Source organism: Flavobacterium okayamense (assembly GCF_019702945.1).
Lineage (GTDB): Bacteria > Bacteroidota > Bacteroidia > Flavobacteriales > Flavobacteriaceae > Flavobacterium > Flavobacterium okayamense.
The window spans coordinates 238485-255456 of record NZ_AP024749.1 but is presented as its reverse complement, the minus strand read 5'-3'; the positions used below and the strand labels follow the sequence as shown (position 1 = coordinate 255456).

Annotated in this window: 18 protein-coding genes; 12 read left to right on the top strand and 6 right to left on the bottom strand. The window is 30.3% G+C overall.

Annotated elements, in window-relative coordinates; genetic code table 11:
• The first annotated feature begins 26 nt into the window (after window positions 1-26).
• Genes KK2020170_RS01300 through KK2020170_RS01290 form a run of 3 tightly spaced genes read left to right on the top strand, consistent with a single transcriptional unit; the run spans window position 27 to window position 2888 of the window.
• Window positions 27-596: an RNA polymerase sigma factor gene (locus KK2020170_RS01300; RefSeq protein ID WP_221259013.1), complete on the top strand. Its 570-nt coding sequence runs from the start codon at window positions 27-29 to the stop codon at window positions 594-596.
• Window positions 583-1290, top strand: a complete 708-nt coding sequence (locus tag KK2020170_RS01295) for a hypothetical protein (RefSeq protein WP_221259012.1) — start codon at window positions 583-585, stop codon at window positions 1288-1290. The genes KK2020170_RS01300 and KK2020170_RS01295 overlap by 14 nt, the downstream gene beginning before the upstream one ends.
• A 38-nt stretch (window positions 1291-1328) precedes the next feature.
• Window positions 1329-2888: a hypothetical protein gene (locus KK2020170_RS01290; RefSeq protein WP_255567327.1), complete on the top strand. Its 1560-nt coding sequence runs from the start codon at window positions 1329-1331 to the stop codon at window positions 2886-2888.
• Between the two features lie 29 nt (window positions 2889-2917).
• Here KK2020170_RS01290 and KK2020170_RS01285 read toward each other — a convergent pair whose 3' ends face one another.
• Both KK2020170_RS01285 and KK2020170_RS01280 read right to left on the bottom strand, forming a co-directional pair.
• Entirely contained in the window at window positions 2918-3871 is a 954-nt protein-coding gene (locus KK2020170_RS01285; RefSeq protein WP_221259011.1) for a hypothetical protein, read from the bottom strand.
• A 10-nt stretch (window positions 3872-3881) separates the two neighbouring features.
• Window positions 3882-4247: an NINE protein gene (locus tag KK2020170_RS01280; protein ID WP_221259010.1), complete on the bottom strand. Its 366-nt coding sequence runs from the start codon at window positions 4245-4247 to the stop codon at window positions 3882-3884.
• Between the two features lie 44 nt (window positions 4248-4291).
• Here KK2020170_RS01280 and KK2020170_RS01275 point away from each other — a divergent pair, with 44 nt between their 5' ends.
• Window positions 4292-5164 (top strand): hypothetical protein, encoded by an 873-nt coding sequence (locus tag KK2020170_RS01275; RefSeq protein WP_221259009.1) that lies wholly within the window; start codon window positions 4292-4294, stop codon window positions 5162-5164.
• Window positions 5165-5171: 7 nt separating this feature from the next.
• A complete protein-coding gene (gene dnaG / locus KK2020170_RS01270) occupies window positions 5172-7172 on the top strand; it encodes a DNA primase (protein WP_221259008.1) in 2001 nt (666 codons plus the stop codon).
• Here the strand turns inward: dnaG and KK2020170_RS01265 are convergent.
• Window positions 7165-7794 carry a response regulator transcription factor gene (locus KK2020170_RS01265; protein WP_221259007.1) on the bottom strand — a complete coding sequence of 210 codons (630 nt, stop codon included), beginning with the start codon at window positions 7792-7794 and terminating at the stop codon, window positions 7165-7167. The two genes, dnaG and KK2020170_RS01265, sit on opposite strands and share 8 nt — an antisense overlap.
• Before the next feature lie 82 nt (window positions 7795-7876).
• Window positions 7877-8683: an NAD(+) synthase gene (gene nadE / locus KK2020170_RS01260; RefSeq protein WP_221259006.1), complete on the bottom strand. Its 807-nt coding sequence runs from the start codon at window positions 8681-8683 to the stop codon at window positions 7877-7879.
• An 88-nt stretch (window positions 8684-8771) separates the two neighbouring features.
• Between nadE and gldB the strand changes: the two genes are divergently transcribed.
• Window positions 8772-9728 (top strand): gliding motility lipoprotein GldB, encoded by a 957-nt coding sequence (gene gldB, locus KK2020170_RS01255; protein ID WP_221259005.1) that lies wholly within the window; start codon window positions 8772-8774, stop codon window positions 9726-9728.
• On the top strand, window positions 9728-10060 hold the full coding sequence (gene gldC / locus KK2020170_RS01250) for a gliding motility protein GldC (RefSeq protein WP_221259004.1): 333 nt from the start codon (window positions 9728-9730) through the stop codon (window positions 10058-10060). Before gldB ends, gldC begins: the two co-directional genes overlap by 1 nt.
• Here the strand turns inward: gldC and yihA are convergent.
• Window positions 10049-10672 carry a ribosome biogenesis GTP-binding protein YihA/YsxC gene (gene yihA / locus KK2020170_RS01245; RefSeq protein WP_221259003.1) on the bottom strand — a complete coding sequence of 208 codons (624 nt, stop codon included), beginning with the start codon at window positions 10670-10672 and terminating at the stop codon, window positions 10049-10051. The genes gldC and yihA overlap by 12 nt on opposite strands.
• Before the next feature lie 36 nt (window positions 10673-10708).
• A complete protein-coding gene (locus KK2020170_RS01240; RefSeq protein WP_221259002.1) occupies window positions 10709-11464 on the bottom strand; it encodes an alpha/beta fold hydrolase in 756 nt (251 codons plus the stop codon).
• Between the two features lie 346 nt (window positions 11465-11810).
• Between KK2020170_RS01240 and mraZ the strand changes: the two genes are divergently transcribed.
• From mraZ to KK2020170_RS01215, 5 genes are read left to right on the top strand one after another with little or no spacing between them, the layout of a single operon-like run.
• Entirely contained in the window at window positions 11811-12281 is a 471-nt protein-coding gene (gene mraZ / locus KK2020170_RS01235) for a division/cell wall cluster transcriptional repressor MraZ (RefSeq protein WP_221259001.1), read from the top strand.
• On the top strand, window positions 12256-13164 hold the full coding sequence (gene rsmH, locus KK2020170_RS01230; protein WP_221259000.1) for a 16S rRNA (cytosine(1402)-N(4))-methyltransferase RsmH: 909 nt from the start codon (window positions 12256-12258) through the stop codon (window positions 13162-13164). Before mraZ ends, rsmH begins: the two co-directional genes overlap by 26 nt.
• Before the next feature lie 3 nt (window positions 13165-13167).
• Entirely contained in the window at window positions 13168-13527 is a 360-nt protein-coding gene (locus tag KK2020170_RS01225; protein ID WP_221258999.1) for an FtsL-like putative cell division protein, read from the top strand.
• Window positions 13518-15509, top strand: a complete 1992-nt coding sequence (locus tag KK2020170_RS01220; protein WP_221258998.1) for a penicillin-binding protein — start codon at window positions 13518-13520, stop codon at window positions 15507-15509. Before KK2020170_RS01225 ends, KK2020170_RS01220 begins: the two co-directional genes overlap by 10 nt.
• Window positions 15506-16969, top strand: coding sequence for a UDP-N-acetylmuramoyl-L-alanyl-D-glutamate--2,6-diaminopimelate ligase (locus tag KK2020170_RS01215; RefSeq protein ID WP_221258997.1), 1464 nt, complete (start codon window positions 15506-15508; stop codon window positions 16967-16969). Before KK2020170_RS01220 ends, KK2020170_RS01215 begins: the two co-directional genes overlap by 4 nt.
• Window positions 16970-16972: the final 3 nt, after the last annotated feature.

Sequence of the window (16972 nt, the reverse complement as noted above, 5' to 3'; positions counted from 1 at the left end):
CGAAATTTAGAATTCTAATTTCTTTAATGAAAGTTATTAATTTACATAAAGACGAAAACAGTATTATTCAGCAAGCGATTGAAAATAATCGTCAGGCACAACACAGCTTGTATGAAAAATATTCGCCAAAAATGTTGAGTGTTTGTCGTTTTTACATAAAAGACTTACATCATGCGGAAGATGTAATGATTACCGCTTTCATGAAAGTTTTTACCAATTTAAAAAGTTTTGAACGAAAAGGGAATTTTGAAGGATGGATTCGAAGAATTATGGTAAATGAATGTATCGATTTTATTCGCGTTAAAAAGAATGTTTTCAAAACAGACGAAATAGAAGAATACAACCATCAAGAATTAGATTTAGTAACAGAAATGCATGAATTTTCTGTTGATGATATTCAATTTATGATTGATAATTTACCTGACGGATGTAAAACGGTTTTTAACCTTTATGCAATTGAAGGTTTTAAACATCAAGAAATAGCTGAAATGCTAAAAATTTCTGAAGGAACATCTAAATCGCAACTAGCCCACGCTAGAAAACTATTGCAAAACCAAATTAACCAACTAACTGCTACTGAAAATGGAACCAAATAAAATGGAACAACAAATAAAAAATAAGTTAGAAGGAAGAACAATGCAACCTTCGGCAAAATCATGGGATAGATTAGATGCAATGCTATCGGTTGAAGAACAGCCTAAAAAGAAATCTTTTCTGTGGTATTATGTGGCAGCTTCGTTGTTTTTCGTTTTTGGAATGACGTACTGGTTTATAAATCAAAACTCGAATGAAGTTATACCTCAAAATACAATTGTTACCACACAAGGTGAAGATATTTTAGATTCGTTTGAAGAAGAAAATTCAATAGAAAACAAAGTTGAAATGAATAGTAGTTTAATTGAAGAAATTCGGATAAAACAAAATTCAGTTATTGTTCAAAATCAAGAGCCTAAAAAGCTAAATTTTGATAAAAAAATAAAAGTTGAAAGTCCAAAAGGAGAGACTTTTATTCAAAATCAGATGATTGAAGAAAAAGAAGCAACAGTTGAAAACAATAAGCCAATATATGTTTCACCTGAAAAATTATTAGCTTCAGTTAAAAACAATCAGGACAATAGTTCAATTACAAATTCAAACAAAACTAAAAGCACTGTAAAAGTAGATCCTAATTCGCTTTTATCTTCTGTTGAATCTGAAATTACTGAAGAATATCGAGAAACGACTTTTGATAAACTGAAGCGAAAATTTGAACAAGCGAAAACAGCAGTTGCTAATAGAAATTACGAATAATCATCATCAAATAAATATTAATCAAAAAACGAACAGTTATGCAAAAAATTATTCTTTACACCGTAGTTGTGTTGGTCAGTTTTATCAATAAGCTCAATGCACAAGAAAACACTTGGGGACAAAGAGGAAAAGAATCAAGTTATGAATTTAGTGTTTCCACTAATGATAATCAAGAATTCATGATTGCCTCTAAAATTAAAAGACCAGAAGGTTTTGGTAGTATCAAAAAAATTATTGACGCTTCACCATATAAAGGTAAAACAATTAAGCTCTCAGCATTTGTGAAATCTGAAAATGTTGATGGTTGGGCTGGACTTTGGATGCGTGTTGATTTTTCAAACAAAGTACTGGCATTTGACAATATGCAAAATAGAAGTATTAAAGGAACTAATGATTGGCAACTTTATGATATTGTGTTATATATATCGGAAGATGCAGAATATATTAATTATGGCTTTTTGTTAGATGGAGAAGGTAAAGTGTTTGCTAAAGATTTTACTATTTCTTTTGTTCCTGAAACAACTCCTGAAACAGGACAAACAAAAGGACGTGAAAGAACTCCTTTGTCATTTGAAGAAAAAGCAAATGCAATTGCAACTAACATAGAAAATATTACCAAACAAGAAAAAGATCAGCTTAAAAAAGAAGTAGAAGAAATTGAAAAACAATTAAATGAAGGGAAAATATCTAAAGATGATGCTGATAATTTGAAAATGGAAGCTGCCACAAAGAGGGCTCAAAATATTCAAGATAAAGTTTCAATTCAAGAGGAAAAATTATCTCAATTAGTGAAAGATAAAGTTGATGGTAAGGTTGAGTTTGAAAAGAATAATAAAGGAGGTACTCGAATTGTTTTTGGTGGTAATTCTGATAATTTAGGGGAAAATCAAACAGAAATCAATTTATCTTCAATGAAGGTTTATAATGGAAAAGAAGATTATATTAAGAAAGTTTCTAAAAGAACAACTTCACAATTTGTATTTGCCTTTGGATTAAATAATTTACTAACTGAAGGAGAAAGCTTAAACGATTCTGATTACAGAGTTTGGGGTTCTCATTTTTATGAATGGGGTTTAACGTATAATACAAGAATTTTTAAAAATCACAATTTGTTACATGCAAAATATGGTTTATCGTTAATGTATAATAATTTACGACCAACAGATAACAGATATTTTGTTAAAAATGGAGATGTAACCGAACTTCAAACTGGATTTACAAATTTTGATGAATCACGCTTTAGAAATGTGTATTTAACGGCTCCAGTTCATTTAGAATTTGATTTTACGCCAAAGAAAACGGATAAAGATGGGAATTCATATTTTAGAACTCATAAATCACTTCGTTTAGGAGTTGGTGGTTATGCAGGTGTTAAAATTAAATCGAAACAAATTTTAAAATACGAAGAAGACGATCAAAAAATCAAAGTAAAACAAAAAGGAGATTTCAATGTTAATGACTTTAACTACGGATTAAGTGCTTACATTGGTTACGGACAAATGAGTTTATATGCTAAATATGATTTAAATCCGCTATTTAAGAATAATGCAGTAGATCAAAACAATATTTCTTTAGGATTACGATTCGACTTTAATTAACAAAAAAGCCTCTCATTGAGAGGCTTTTTTTATTTAAATTTTGAATAAATTTCTTTTAAATCTTTTGGCTTAAGTTGGTAACTCAAGGACTGATAATCAGTATATATTACTTCTCCAGTTTTACCGTTAACTACGCTAACCATTTTCATACTATTAACTTTTGTATACATTAAGTAGTAAAAGTTTTCTTTAGTGTTTAAGATTTTGTTGTTAAGTTCTTCAGAACTTATCCATTCATATTTTGATTTGTAGTCTTCAAATAATTCATCAGGGTTTTCACGCTCTTTATCAGTTCCTTTCCAACCACTATATTGAACTTTGATATAATCAGGAATAAATAAAGTTGAGTTTTTTAGTGCTTTTATTTTTTTCTTTTCATAAGTTGAAGAAAAAGCAAAAGAATACCACTCATCTTTTAAACAATCATGAATAAACTGTAAATAGTTTTTCATGTAACCTAATTTGTAATTGTACAATTGTTCAGTTAGTTTTCCGTAAGTTTTAGAATCAATTATTTTCCACATTGAATCTGCATCGCCAGAAAAATAAATGGAAGCTAATTCATTGTAATCATATTTAAGTTTTCCTTTTTTGTTTTCCTTTATATCAGTACAATAATAAAGTGTGTGATTTAAATACAAAAACTCTGTTGTCATTCCGCTCTGGCTAGTCATAGTAACAAGTTGACCTCCAAATTCAAATATGCTATAATTTCCGCTTTTAAATTCTTTTTCTCTAAAGTCGAATTGTTCTCTTGTAGCAATTTCATATTTGCTAATATTCCAAAAAGATTTTAACATATTGTCAAACTCTTCAACTTCAAAATCATCAAGAACAAAAAGGGTTGTTCTTTCTTTGGCAGCTTTGTAGTCTTCTTTTTTTAAATCTTTAAAAGGACCTCTATGAGTTCTCCCAACAGATATCTGAGAAATTGCATTTAAAGAAATAAATATGAATAAAGCTATTAATTTTAAATTTTTCATTTAATATAAATTAGAAGAATGATTTTTTAAATCTACCTTGTGGGTTAAAAGTGCCAACACAGATTCTTATTATATCAATTAACAACCAAACTCCAACACCTCCTAAACTAAAAATAAATAAAACATTAACTGGCCATGGTGTTCCTACATACCATCTATGAGCAGCAAGTAATCCTAACGTTAGAGCTAATATAAGTGCAATACCTTGACTTTTTTCAGAAGATAAAATTGGACTTGGTGCTAATTCTGATTTTTTCGAAATAACATTTTCTTTTTTAACTGTTGTGTCAACAATTTCTGCTCTTTTAACTGGGAATGAAGCAAAAGATAAATTAAAAATAAACATTAAAAATAGCAGTGATAATTTAAATTTCATAAATAATAATTTTAAGTTTGTGATCGATTCAAAAATATAAAAAAATGAATATAAAAAGTGCTAGTCTGTTAATATTTTTCTTGTTAATTTTTGACAATGTATATTCGTTTGATTATGAATATGTTGGTGTATTAAAGTTTAGCAATTCTCAGTTAGTTTCCTATAGACTTAGCTTTAAAATTGAAAACGGAAAAATTTCAGGATACTCAATTACAGATATTCATGGTGAAAATGAAACTAAAAATTTGATAATCGGTTCATACAATAGTAATACTAATGTTTTATTTATTAAAGAAGGAGATTTAGTTTATACAAAGTCAAAAATTGTTCAAACAGATTTCTGTTCTTTACAGTTTAAGACTACAGTAAATTTAAATAAGAATCAAAATATTAAGTCTGATTTCAATAGTTTTTTTAATAATAAAGAAAAGTGTATTGATGGTAAAGTTATTTTGTCTACTGAGGTAAAAGCAGAAAAGAAGTTATCCAAATTTGATAAAAAAATTGATTCATCAAAAAAAATTGATGATGATGTAAAAGAAGAAATAAATTTGGTAAAAATGCTTAATGAATTAAAATTAAATGTTTTAAGAAAAGATGAGACAACATCAGTTTTAGTAAAATCTAAAGAAGTGAAATTAATTATTTTTGATTCTGCTAAAGAAGACAATGATAAAATTGATTTATCTTTAAATGGTAAAAAACTTTTAGAGAATTATACAGTTTTAAACAAACCAAAAGAACTTATTATATCTTTGAAAGATAAAATTAATGACATTAAGGTTACTGCATTAAATAATGGAGATATGTATCAAAACACATCAAAAATTGTTTTAGTTTATGATGGTAAAGAAATTGAAATGCTAACAAACCTTTCAGTCAATGAGAGTACGACTATTAAGTTAATAAACCAATAATACAAACTTGATTTCACAAAACACCATACAAACCGTTTTCGAAACCGCCCGAGTAGAGGAGGTTATTGGTGATTTTGTGCATTTAAAACGCGCCGGAAGTAATCTAAAAGGATTGAGTCCTTTTGCTGATGAAAAATCGCCTTCTTTCATGGTTTCACCAGTTAAGCAAATTTGGAAAGATTTTAGTTCTGGAAAAGGCGGAAATGTCGTGACATTTTTAATGGAACACGAACATTTTACGTATCCTGAAGCCATTCGCTATTTAGCAAAAAAATATAATATCGAAATTGAAGAAACCGAGCAATCTTTAGAAGAAACCGAATTGGCTAATGAAAAAGAAAGTATGTATTTGGTATCCGAATTTGCGAGTAAGTATTTTCAAAATGTTTTATTAAATACTGAAGAAGGAAAAGCAATTGGATTGTCTTATTTTAAAGAACGTGGTTTTACTACTGAAACCATTAAAAAATTCCATTTAGGATATTCGCCAGATGTTTGGGATGCATTTACAAGCGAAGCACTTGGTAAGGGATATAAGTTAGAATTTTTAGACAAAACCGGATTGACGATTGTTAAGGAAGAAAAGCAATTCGACCGTTTTAAAGGTCGAGTGATGTTTCCTATTCAAAGTATGAGTGGTCGTGTTTTAGGTTTTGGAGGACGAATTTTAACCAACGATAAAAAAGCGGCTAAATATTTGAATTCACCTGAAAGTGAAATTTATCATAAGAGTAAAATTCTTTACGGAATTTACCATGCAAAACAAGCCATTGCCAAACAAAATAATTGTTATTTAGTAGAAGGTTATACTGATGTAATTCAGTTTCATCAAACGGGAATTGAAAATGTTGTAGCTTCTTCTGGAACGGCTTTAACGTCTGAGCAAATTAATTTGGTAAAACGTTTAACACCAAATATGACCGTTTTGTTCGACGGTGATGCAGCAGGTTTGCGAGCTTCAATTCGCGGAATCGATTTAATTCTTGAAGCCGGAATGAATGTTAGAGTTTGCGCTTTTCCAGATGGTGAAGATCCAGATAGTTTTGCAAAGAAAACACCACATGATGAATTAGTTTCTTATTTAGAGAATAACGCCAAAGATTTCATTCAATTTAAGGCTTCATTACTAATGGATGAGGCTAAGAATGATCCTATCAAAAAAGCCGATTTAATTCGAGATATGGTTGTAAGTATCTCAAAAATTTCGGATAAGATTAAACGTGAGGTATACATTCAAGAATGTTCACGAATAATGGATATTTCTGAAGATGTTTTGTTTAATACATTGGCGCAATTGGATAAAAAAGAAATTCAAGATGCTAATAAAAAGTTCAAACAAGAACAAAAAGAGAAAACTTTTGAAGTAATTCGAAATGAAACTACAACACGTTTGCTTTCTGCAGAAGAAATCTCAGCTTTATTAGAACGAAAAATAATTGAAGTTTTAATTCTTTATGGAAATAAAGATGTAGAGTTTGAAGAAACTTATTTAAGAGTTAATGAGGATGGAGAGGAGGAAAATTTTACTGAAAAGAGAACTCTAAAGGTTTTTGAAAAAATCTATATGAATCTTCAAGAAGACGAAATTGAGTTTTCCAATCCAATTTTCAAAAATTTAGTCAATCAAATTTTGAATGTCTATTTACAAAAAGGGGATTTTGAAAAAAATGAATTTTTAAACCAATTGGACCAAACTTCAGAGCAAATCGTTATCGATATTTTAATGAATGAAAACAAGTACGAACTTGATGGATGGCTTGAAAAGAAACAAGTATTTGTTAAATCTAAAGATGATGAAGAAGTTTTGAAAGCATTAATTTCAGAAACATTAATTTCATATCGAGAATATTTAATTCAAAATCTTACAAAAGAATTAGTAGAAGGATTAAAAGATGAAAATCAAGAAACTTCATTACAAGACGTAATGCAACTTATTAATGATTACAATAAGTTAAAAGTTTCTATAAGTACAAGCATTGGTCGTATTAGAACCGATTTTTTTAAATAATATCTAAAGTTTTCGCTTTACTCAATAAATCGACTAAATTAGTGACACTCAATTTTGCTAATAAACGAAGTTTATAAGTACTGATAGTTTTTTCGTCTAAACCTAAAATTTCAGCAATTTCTTTATTTTTCTTACCATCGTTTAGGTAACGTAAAACTTCAATTTCACGAGTGGAAAGTTTTTTATAAAGGCGTTCTTTTTTCTTTCCTCTTCCTAAAAGCTCTATTTGTTTTTTAACTTCATCACTAAATACAGTTTTTCCTTCAGTAACTTTTTTCAACACATTTTCAAGTTCTTTTAATGTTGAAGATTTACTAACGTATGCACTTACGCCAGCTTTAATTGCTGTAGGGGCATACATTTTTTCTGAAACAGATGAGAAAACCACAATTTTAGTCGATGGAAAATCTTTAATTAACGCTTTAATGTCACGAATGCTTGAGAAACCTTCTAATTCGATATCCATAATGAGGATGTCAATATTCTTTAATTGAAGCGCATCGAGTAAATCTTTTAAGTTTGAGGCATGACTCGATAGTTCAAATTGGGGATTGTCTTTAAAGTAAGATTTAATTCCATGAACAACAACCGGAAGATTGTCGGCGATACATATCTTTGTCATATAGCATTAAGTTTTGAATTAATGCAAAATTGCCTCTCAAAGATAATGAAAAAAAATGTAAATACTTGTTAAAATATTACGATTATTTTAAGTTTTTAGGAATTTCACAAACAGGTATTGGGTTCATTTTGTGTTGGTTAATAGTGTTAAGTCTTTTGTATATAGAAAAAACTTCAGCCTCTCTTCCAGAGAAATTTTCAGCAGATTTTCCCAGTTCAACTTGTTCCATTGCCCATTCTAATTCGTCATAACTTGCGCCAATTTGCATTTCATCTGTTAAGTCATTTTCGTATAATCCATCAGAAGGTTGTGCTTTTAATATACTTTCAGGAACATTTAAATATTTTGCTAAAGCTCGAACTTCACTTTTAACTAAATCTGCAATCGGACTAACATCCACACCGCCATCACCATATTTTGTATAAAAGCCTACTCCAAAATCTTCAACTTTGTTTCCAGTTCCTGCAACTAACAAACCATGAATTCCGGCATGATAATATAAAGTTGTCATTCGTAAACGAGCACGAGTATTTGCTAATGTAATGTCAAGAGTTTTTCTTTCATCATTTTGTTCAACTTGGTTAACAAATGAATCAAAAACAGGAGTTAATTCAGTTTTAATATTGCTAACGTTTGGAAAACGATTTTTTAATTGTATAATATGTTCTACCGCTCTGTTAACATGACTTTGATGTTGGTGAATTGGCATTTCAACACAAAGTGTTGGTAATCCAGTTTGTGCACATAAAGTTGAGGTTAAAGCGCTATCAATTCCTCCTGAAATTCCTATAACAAATCCTTTTACTTTTGCATTTGTAGCATAGTCTAATAACCATTTAACAATATGTTCGTTAATTTTTTCTGAATTAAATGTATTTGAAACTGCCATTTTTATTTTAATTAATACGATAAATGTATATTTGCCGTTAGTTTAAAGTCACTTAAATTTCATCAAAAATAAAAAATTAGTAAGCTATATGAAAAAGCTTTTGTTTTTTTCTTTCATTTTAATTTTGGCTTCTTGTGGGGAAGACAAGAAAAAGGTTGAGGTTGTTAATACAAATCCTATTAATGTAGAATTAGTTAGGTTTGATAAATTATTTTATGAATCGCAACCTGAGGATTTGTTGAAATTAAAAAATCAGTTCCCATACTTTTTCCCCGCTGGTAATGAAGATACGGTTTGGACAAATAAATTAAGCAATCCGTTATTGCGAGAATTGTATACAGAAGTTCAAAATAAATATGGTGATGCCGATTTTCTAAGAGTAGATTTAGGTGAGCTTTTCGGCAAAGTTGAATACTATTTTCCAAAAAGTAAAACGCCAAAAATTATAACGCTTATAAATGAGGTTGATAAAGATGCTAAGGCAATTTATGCCGATTCATTAGCCTTAATTTCATTAGATTGTTATTTAGGTGAAAAACATCGTTTTTATAAAGATTTTCCTGATTATCAAAAAGTGCGTTTTAATCAAAATCAAATTTTACCTGATTTGGTTTCAAGTTTTGCTTTTTCAAGAATTCCTTATCCTTCAGATAGAACTTTACTTTCTCAAATGGTATATTATGGGAAAGAATTGTATGTAAAAGATTTGTTATTACCGGAAGCTACAAATGCAGCAAAAATTGGATATTCAGAAACCCATGAAAAATGGTGCGAAGAAAATGAAGCACAAATGTGGAGTTATTTTGTAGAAAATAACTTGCTCTATGAAAGCAATCAAAAAAATGAGTTCCGTTTTATAAATGATGCACCTTTTTCAAAATTTTATTTAGAAATCGATAATGAGTCTCCAGGTCGAGTAGGTCAATGGTTAGGATGGCAAATTGTCAGAAGTTTTATGGAAAATAATGATGTATCTTTGCAAGATATGTTAGCAATGGACGCTAAAACAATCTTTGAAAACTCTAAATACAAACCTGCAAAATAATGGCAAATAAAAAATCTGATATAAAAATTTCAGTTGGTTTAGACGAAAATAATGTTCCAGAAAAATTACTTTGGTCTGCCAAAGATGGTGGAGTAGATGCGGCTGAAGCAAAAGCAATGTTGTTGTCTATTTGGGATCACAATCAAAAAGAAACCTTACGTATCGATTTATGGACAAAAGATATGCCTGTAGATGAAATGAAGCAATTTTTCCATCAAACTTTAGTAGCAATGGCCGATACTTTTGAACGCGCTACAACTGATGAGAAAATGAGTGCGACAATGCGTGATTTTTGTGATTACTTTGCTGAAAAACTAGAGTTAAAATCCTAAGGAATTACTTTCAAAAAACTGCTTGTTTACATCGTCTATAAAAGTTAAAACTTCATCTTTTCCAAAATTATCTAAGGATGAAGTAACAAAGTGTTGAGGCATTTCTTCCCAACCGTTTGCTAAGACTTTTTTTCTATAAGCTGCTATGTTTTGTTGTGCTTTTACTTTTCCTATTTTATCGGCTTTAGTAAAAATAATACAAAAAGGAACGCCGCTTTCACCAAGATAGTTGATGAATTCTAAATCAATTTTTTGAGCTTCAAGTCTGATGTCGATTAGAACAAATGCACAAACTAATTGTTCTCTTTTTTCGAAATATTCAGTAATAAATTTTTGAAAAACAGCTTTTGTTGATTTGGAAACTTTTGCGTAACCATATCCAGGTAAGTCAACTAAAAACCAATTTTGGTTAATTTTAAAATGGTTGATTAATTGTGTTTTCCCTGGTTTAGACGAAGTTTTGGCTAATTTTTTCTGTCCAGTTAACATGTTAATTAATGAACTTTTACCAACGTTTGATCTTCCAATGAATGCATATTCTGGTAAAGGTTCGTTCGGACATTTTTGCACATCAGAATTACTGATAATAAATTCGGCACTTGTAATCTTCATCTTTTTTTAAAATAAAATTCCCCATGCGGGGAATAATTATATGTTGTTTTTTTGTAACCAAGCAAGCAAAAGTTTGTTAAACTCATCAGGGTGTTCCATCATTGCTGCATGACCACATTTATCTATCCAAAACAATTCTGAATTTGGTAATAATTTATTAAATTCTTCAGCAACGTTTGGAGGAGTTACTTTATCATTTTTTCCCCAAATAATGCAGGTTGGAGTTTCCATCTTAGGTAAATCTTTTGCCATGTTATGACGAATAGCACTCTTAGCGATTGTTAACGTTTTTAAAAGTTTTATTCTGTCATTTACAGTAGCAAAAACTTCATCAACGATTTCTTTTGTGGCTACTTTTGGATCATAAAACACATCTTCACTTTTCTTTTTGATGTATTCGTAATCTCCACGTTTTGGGTAGCTTTCTCCCATTCCGCTTTCGTATAATCCTGAACTTCCAGTTATTACTAAGCCCTTCATTAATTCCGGATACATTTTTGCATGATATAATGCTATATGTCCTCCTAATGAATTCCCTAAAAGAATGACTTTTTCAAATCCTTTGTGGACGATGAAGTCTTTAACAAATTTAGAAAAGGCTTTTACGTTGGTTTTTAATAAGCTTTGTGTGTATAATGGTAATTCTGGAATAACAACTTTATAGCCGTATTTAGGAAAGAAATTAGCAACACCATCAAAATTACTCAAGCCTCCCATAAGTCCGTGTAATACTATTATAGGAGTTCCTTCGCCAGCTTCAAAATAGGTATATTTTTTATCTTTTTTAAGCATAAATAAATTTCAAATTTATCTTGAAATATCAGCAAACTTACGCAATTTAAAATTATACAGCAATAGTGTTAAAATACTTTACAACTATTTTAATTAATTCAATTTTAAAATTTCATAAAATGATTTTGTAATTCATTGATTTGAAATTGGATATACCTAATTTGTTGATAAGTGGTTTGTCTATAGTTGTAAATATTTTTATCCTTAACTGCTTTACTTAGTTTGTGTTTTGTTGGTTTTTTGTAACATTTTGATTTTGAAAGTGTAAAAACTTATTAACAAAGTGGTTATTTGTGGTAAAAAGTGGTAAATATTTTATATTTTTGTCTAAATCAAAGGGTAAAAAGTGAATTCATTCATCGGAACATACGAGTGTAAAGTAGATGCTAAAGGGCGTCTAATGGTTCCTGTTGCTTTAAAGAAGCAGTTAGGTGATATGAATTCTGGTTTTGTGTTAAAACGTTCGGTTTTTCAGCCTTGTCTTGAATTGTATTCTATGGAAGAGTGGAATAAAATGATGTTAAAAGTAAATAAGTTGAATCGTTTTGTTAAAAAGAACAACGATTTTATTAGAAGGTTTACTGCGGGTGTAAAAGTGGTTGAAATTGATGCAAACGGACGTTTGTTAATCCCTAAAGATTTGGTGGTTTTTGCGAAGATTGATAAAGAAATTGTGCTTTCTTCTGTAGTGAATATAATTGAGATTTGGGATAAAAATCTTTATGAAAACGCTATTGAAAATGCAACTGATGATTTTGCAACTCTAGCGGAAGATGTAATGGGTAATTTAAATGGCGACGAAGATGGAATATCATAATCCAGTTTTATTAAAAGAAACGGTTGATGGTTTAAATATAAAACCAGATGGTGTTTATGTGGATGTAACTTTTGGTGGTGGTGGTCATTCGAGAGAGATTATGTCCCGGTTGGGTGAGAAAGGAAGGTTGTTCGCATTTGATCAGGATGAAGATGCTTTGCAAAACGCAATTGAAGATGACCGATTTTTATTGATAAATGAAAATTTCCGAAATATAAAAAGGTTTTTACGCTTTCATGGGATTAAAGAAGTGGATGGGATTCTGGGTGATTTCGGAGTTTCGTCACATCAATTTGATGTCGCAGAAAGAGGTTTTTCTACACGTTTCGATGCGGAATTAGATATGCGAATGAATCGTCGTGGTGATTTAAGTGCCTTTCATGTAGTTAATGAATATGATGAACAAGATTTGAAGAGAGTTTTTGTTCAGTATGGCGAATTAAAAAATGGCGGAGCAATGGCGAATGTTATTGTTGCGGCAAGAAAAGATAAGCAAATTAGAAATACAGAGCACTTAAAACAAGTGTTGTCAAAATTTCTTCCAGCTCATAAAAGCAATAAAATTTTAGCACAAATATATCAAGCAATTCGCATTGAAGTAAATCAAGAAATAGAAGTTTTAAAAGAATTTTTAGAACAATCGCTTGAGATTTTAAAACCAGGAGGAAGATTGAGTGTTATCTCTTATCATTCTCTTGAAGATAGATTGGTGAAAAGATATATGCGAAATGGAATGTTTGAAGGAGAGCCAGAACGCGACATGTTTGGGCGATTTGAAGTTCCTTTCAAAATTATTGAAAAATTAATTGTTCCAACGGAAGAGGAAATTGCTATTAACAATAGAGCTAGAAGTGCAAAATTGCGTGTAGCAGAAAAATTGTAAAAGATGAAAAAAGGAATTTACAGTCTGTTAAAAGCAAAATTTCTGGTTAGTGATGATGCTTTGAAAAACTGGAAATTTATTGTGTTTCTGATTTTTTTGGCAATGATAATGATTGCAAATAACCATTGGTATGATGCAAAAAATTATAAAATAACCGAATTAATGAACGAGGTTAAAGAGTTGAAATCTGAATTTGTTGACCATCGTTCGGAATTGATGAAACTGAAAATGGAATCAACGATTTCAAAAAAAATGGAAGAACGAAATATTTTTCCAGCTGAAGTTCCGCCAACAAAAATTGTAGTAAATAAAAACTTAACAGAAGAAAAAAGCTTTATAGATAAATTAAAAATATGGCAGTAAACCAAAAAAATACTAACTATAGAATGTATTTTGTGGCTTTCACAATGTTTGTGATGGCTATTTTGGTTTTAGTGAAGTTGAATAATATTCAGTGGGTTGAAGGGGAATATTATAGAAAAATAGCTTCTGAAAGAACGGTTAAAAATGTAACCATTCCTGCTAATAAAGGAAATGTATATTCTGCTGATGGAAGTTTATTAGCGACTTCAATTCCTGAATATACAATCCGATTTGATGCTTTATCGCCATCTACTGAAAACTTTTCTGAATTAATTAAACCTTTATGTGATTCGTTGGCAAAAATGTTTGATAAATCTACAGGGTTTTATCAAAATGAATTACAAAAAGCACGTAATACAAAAAACAGATATTATTTAATAGCTCGTAATTTAAGTTATACCGAATATATGCGAATAAAAAGCTTTCCACTTTTTAACAAAGGCGCGTATAAAGGAGGTTTAATTGTGGAGCAAAAAACAGTTCGTTCGCATCCAATAGGATTGGTTGCGCAAAGAACAATTGGATATGAAAGAGCAAATGCAGATGGTTCTCCTAATGGAAAAGGATTAGAATATGCATTTCGTGAATATATTAATGGGAAAAGTGGTCACCGTTGGATGCAAAAAATTGCAAAAAACCAATGGAAACCTATTAGTGATGAAAACGAACTAGAACCACAAGATGGTTGTGATATTGTTTCTACTATAGATGTTTATATTCAAGATATTGCGCATCATGCTTTGTTAAAACAATTAGAATATTATGAAGCTGATCATGGTTGTGTGGTTGTAATGGAAACTAAAACTGGAGAAGTTAAAGCGATTTCTAATTTAGGGAGAGCTGAAAATGGTTCGTATTATGAAACTCAGAATTATGCTGTAGCGGAATCACATGAGCCAGGATCTACTTTTAAGTTAATGGATTTAATTGCTTTGCTTGATGATAAAAAAGTTGACACAAGTAAAGTTTACGATACTAACGAGGGGGTAATTGAGTATTACGGAAGAAAAGTTCGAGATTCAAAAAAAGGAGGTTACGGGAAAATTTCTTTAGCAAAAGGATTTGAGGTTTCTTCAAATACTGTATTGGTAAAAGCAATTACTGATAATTATTCAGATAATCCAAGTCAATTTGTCGACAGGATTAATTCTTATGGTTTAAATAAGCCTCTTGGTTTACAGTTAATTGGGGAAGGAAAGCCGAAAATTCCGCAACCTGATACAAAGGCTTGGAACGGATTATCTCTCCCGTGGATGGCTTTCGGATATGGAGTTTCAATGACGCCATTGCAAACATTAACACTATATAATGCAGTGGCAAATGATGGTGTTATGGTTAAGCCTCTTTTTGTAAAAGAGATTAAAGAATGGAATAATACCGTTAAAAAATACGATACAGAAGTTATCAATCCTAAAATTGCTTCTGATGAAACTTTAGCAAAAGTTAAAGCTATACTTGAAAATGTTGTAAAAAGAGGAACGGGTTCTAAATTGTACTCTAAAGATTTTTCAATGGCTGGTAAAACAGGTACAGCGCAAGCAAATTATAGAGATAAATCTAAATTACATTATGTTTCGTCTTTTGCGGGATATTTTCCCGCAGACAATCCAAAGTATTCATGTATTGTAGTAGTACATAAACCTAATGTTTCAGCAGGGTATTATGGTGCAGATGTGGCAGGACCAGTTTTTAAACGTATTGCTCAAAAGATTTACACGGATGCTCCACCAACTAACCACATTAAAGATATTTCAAAAGAGTTAAATATAGTTGAAAATAGCTACTCCAAATTTGAAAAAATAAATCAAAATGCAACTAAAATACCTAATGTGAGAGGAATGGAGGTAATGGATGCAATTTCGTTACTTGAAAATTTAGGTTTAAGAGTTAAAGTTAATGGAGTTGGTAAAGTTAAAAGTCAGTCCGTTAATGCTGGAGAAATTATTCAAAAAAATCAAACAATCATTTTAGAGTTATCGTGAACGTATTAAAAGATATATTATATAAAGTTCCTATTGAAGCGGTACAAGGTTCAACAGATATCGCGGTAAATAAAATTGAGTTTGATTCTAGAAAAGTAGAATTAAATGATGTCTTTGTAGCAATTCGTGGAACTCTTTCAAATGGACATGATTTTATTGAAAAAGCAGTAAATCAAGGAGCAATTGCTATTATTTGTGAAAAGTTTCCAGATAAAATTATAAACGGAGTTACGTATGTAAAAGTTGAAAATTCTAATGAAGCTTTAGCTCACTTAGCCAATAATTTTTATGATAATCCATCTACAAAACTACGTTTGGTTGGTGTCACAGGAACCAATGGTAAAACAACAATTGCTTCATTGTTGTACCAAATGTTCAAAAAAGCAGGTTACAAAGTTGGTTTGCTTTCAACGGTAAAAATTATGGTTGATGAAACAGAACACAAAGCAACTCATACAACGCCAGATTCATTAACAATCAATAATTATCTAAATGAAATGGTTGAAGTAGGTTGTGAATTTTGTTTTATGGAAGTTTCGTCTCATGGAATCCACCAAAAAAGAACTGAAGGTTTACATTTTGAAGGCGGAATTTTTACCAATCTTTCTCACGATCATTTAGATTATCATAAAACATTCGCGGAATATCGCGATGTGAAAAAATCATATTTCGATAATCTTCCAAAATCGGCATTTGCTATTACAAATGTTGATGATAAAAACGGAAGTGTAATGCTTCAAAATACAAAAGCAAAGAAAATAGCTTATGCTATAAAATCTTATGCTGATTATAAAGCGCAAGTTTTAGAGAATCAGTTCACAGGTTTGCTTTTAAAAATAAACAATAATGAAGTTTGGACTAAATTAATTGGTTCATTCAATGCGTATAATTTATTAGCCATTTATGCTACTGCAGTAGAATTAGGAATTGAACAAAATGAAGCTTTACGTTTACTTTCAGAACTAGAAAGTGTTTCGGGGAGATTTCAATATTTTATATCAAACGGAAAAATTACAGCTATTGTAGATTATGCGCATACGCCAGATGCATTAGAAAATGTGTTGAATACCATCAATGATATTCGTACAAAAAACGAAGAATTGATTACTGTTGTTGGTTGTGGTGGCGATAGGGATAAAACTAAGCGACCTATAATGGCTAAGATAGCTTCAGAATTAAGCACAAAAGCCATTTTTACTTCAGATAATCCAAGAACGGAAGATCCAGAAACAATAATCGAAGAAATGGAAAAAGGTGTAGAAGCGCAAAATTTCAAAAAAACAGTTTCCATTTTAGATAGAAAACAAGCTATAAAAACGGCTTGTCAATTCGCACAAGCTAATGATATTATTCTGATTGCAGGAAAAGGTCATGAAACCTATCAAGAAATTAATGGAGTTCGTCATGATTTTGACGATTTAAAAATAGTTAAAGAATTGTTGAACCAATTAAACAAATAAACG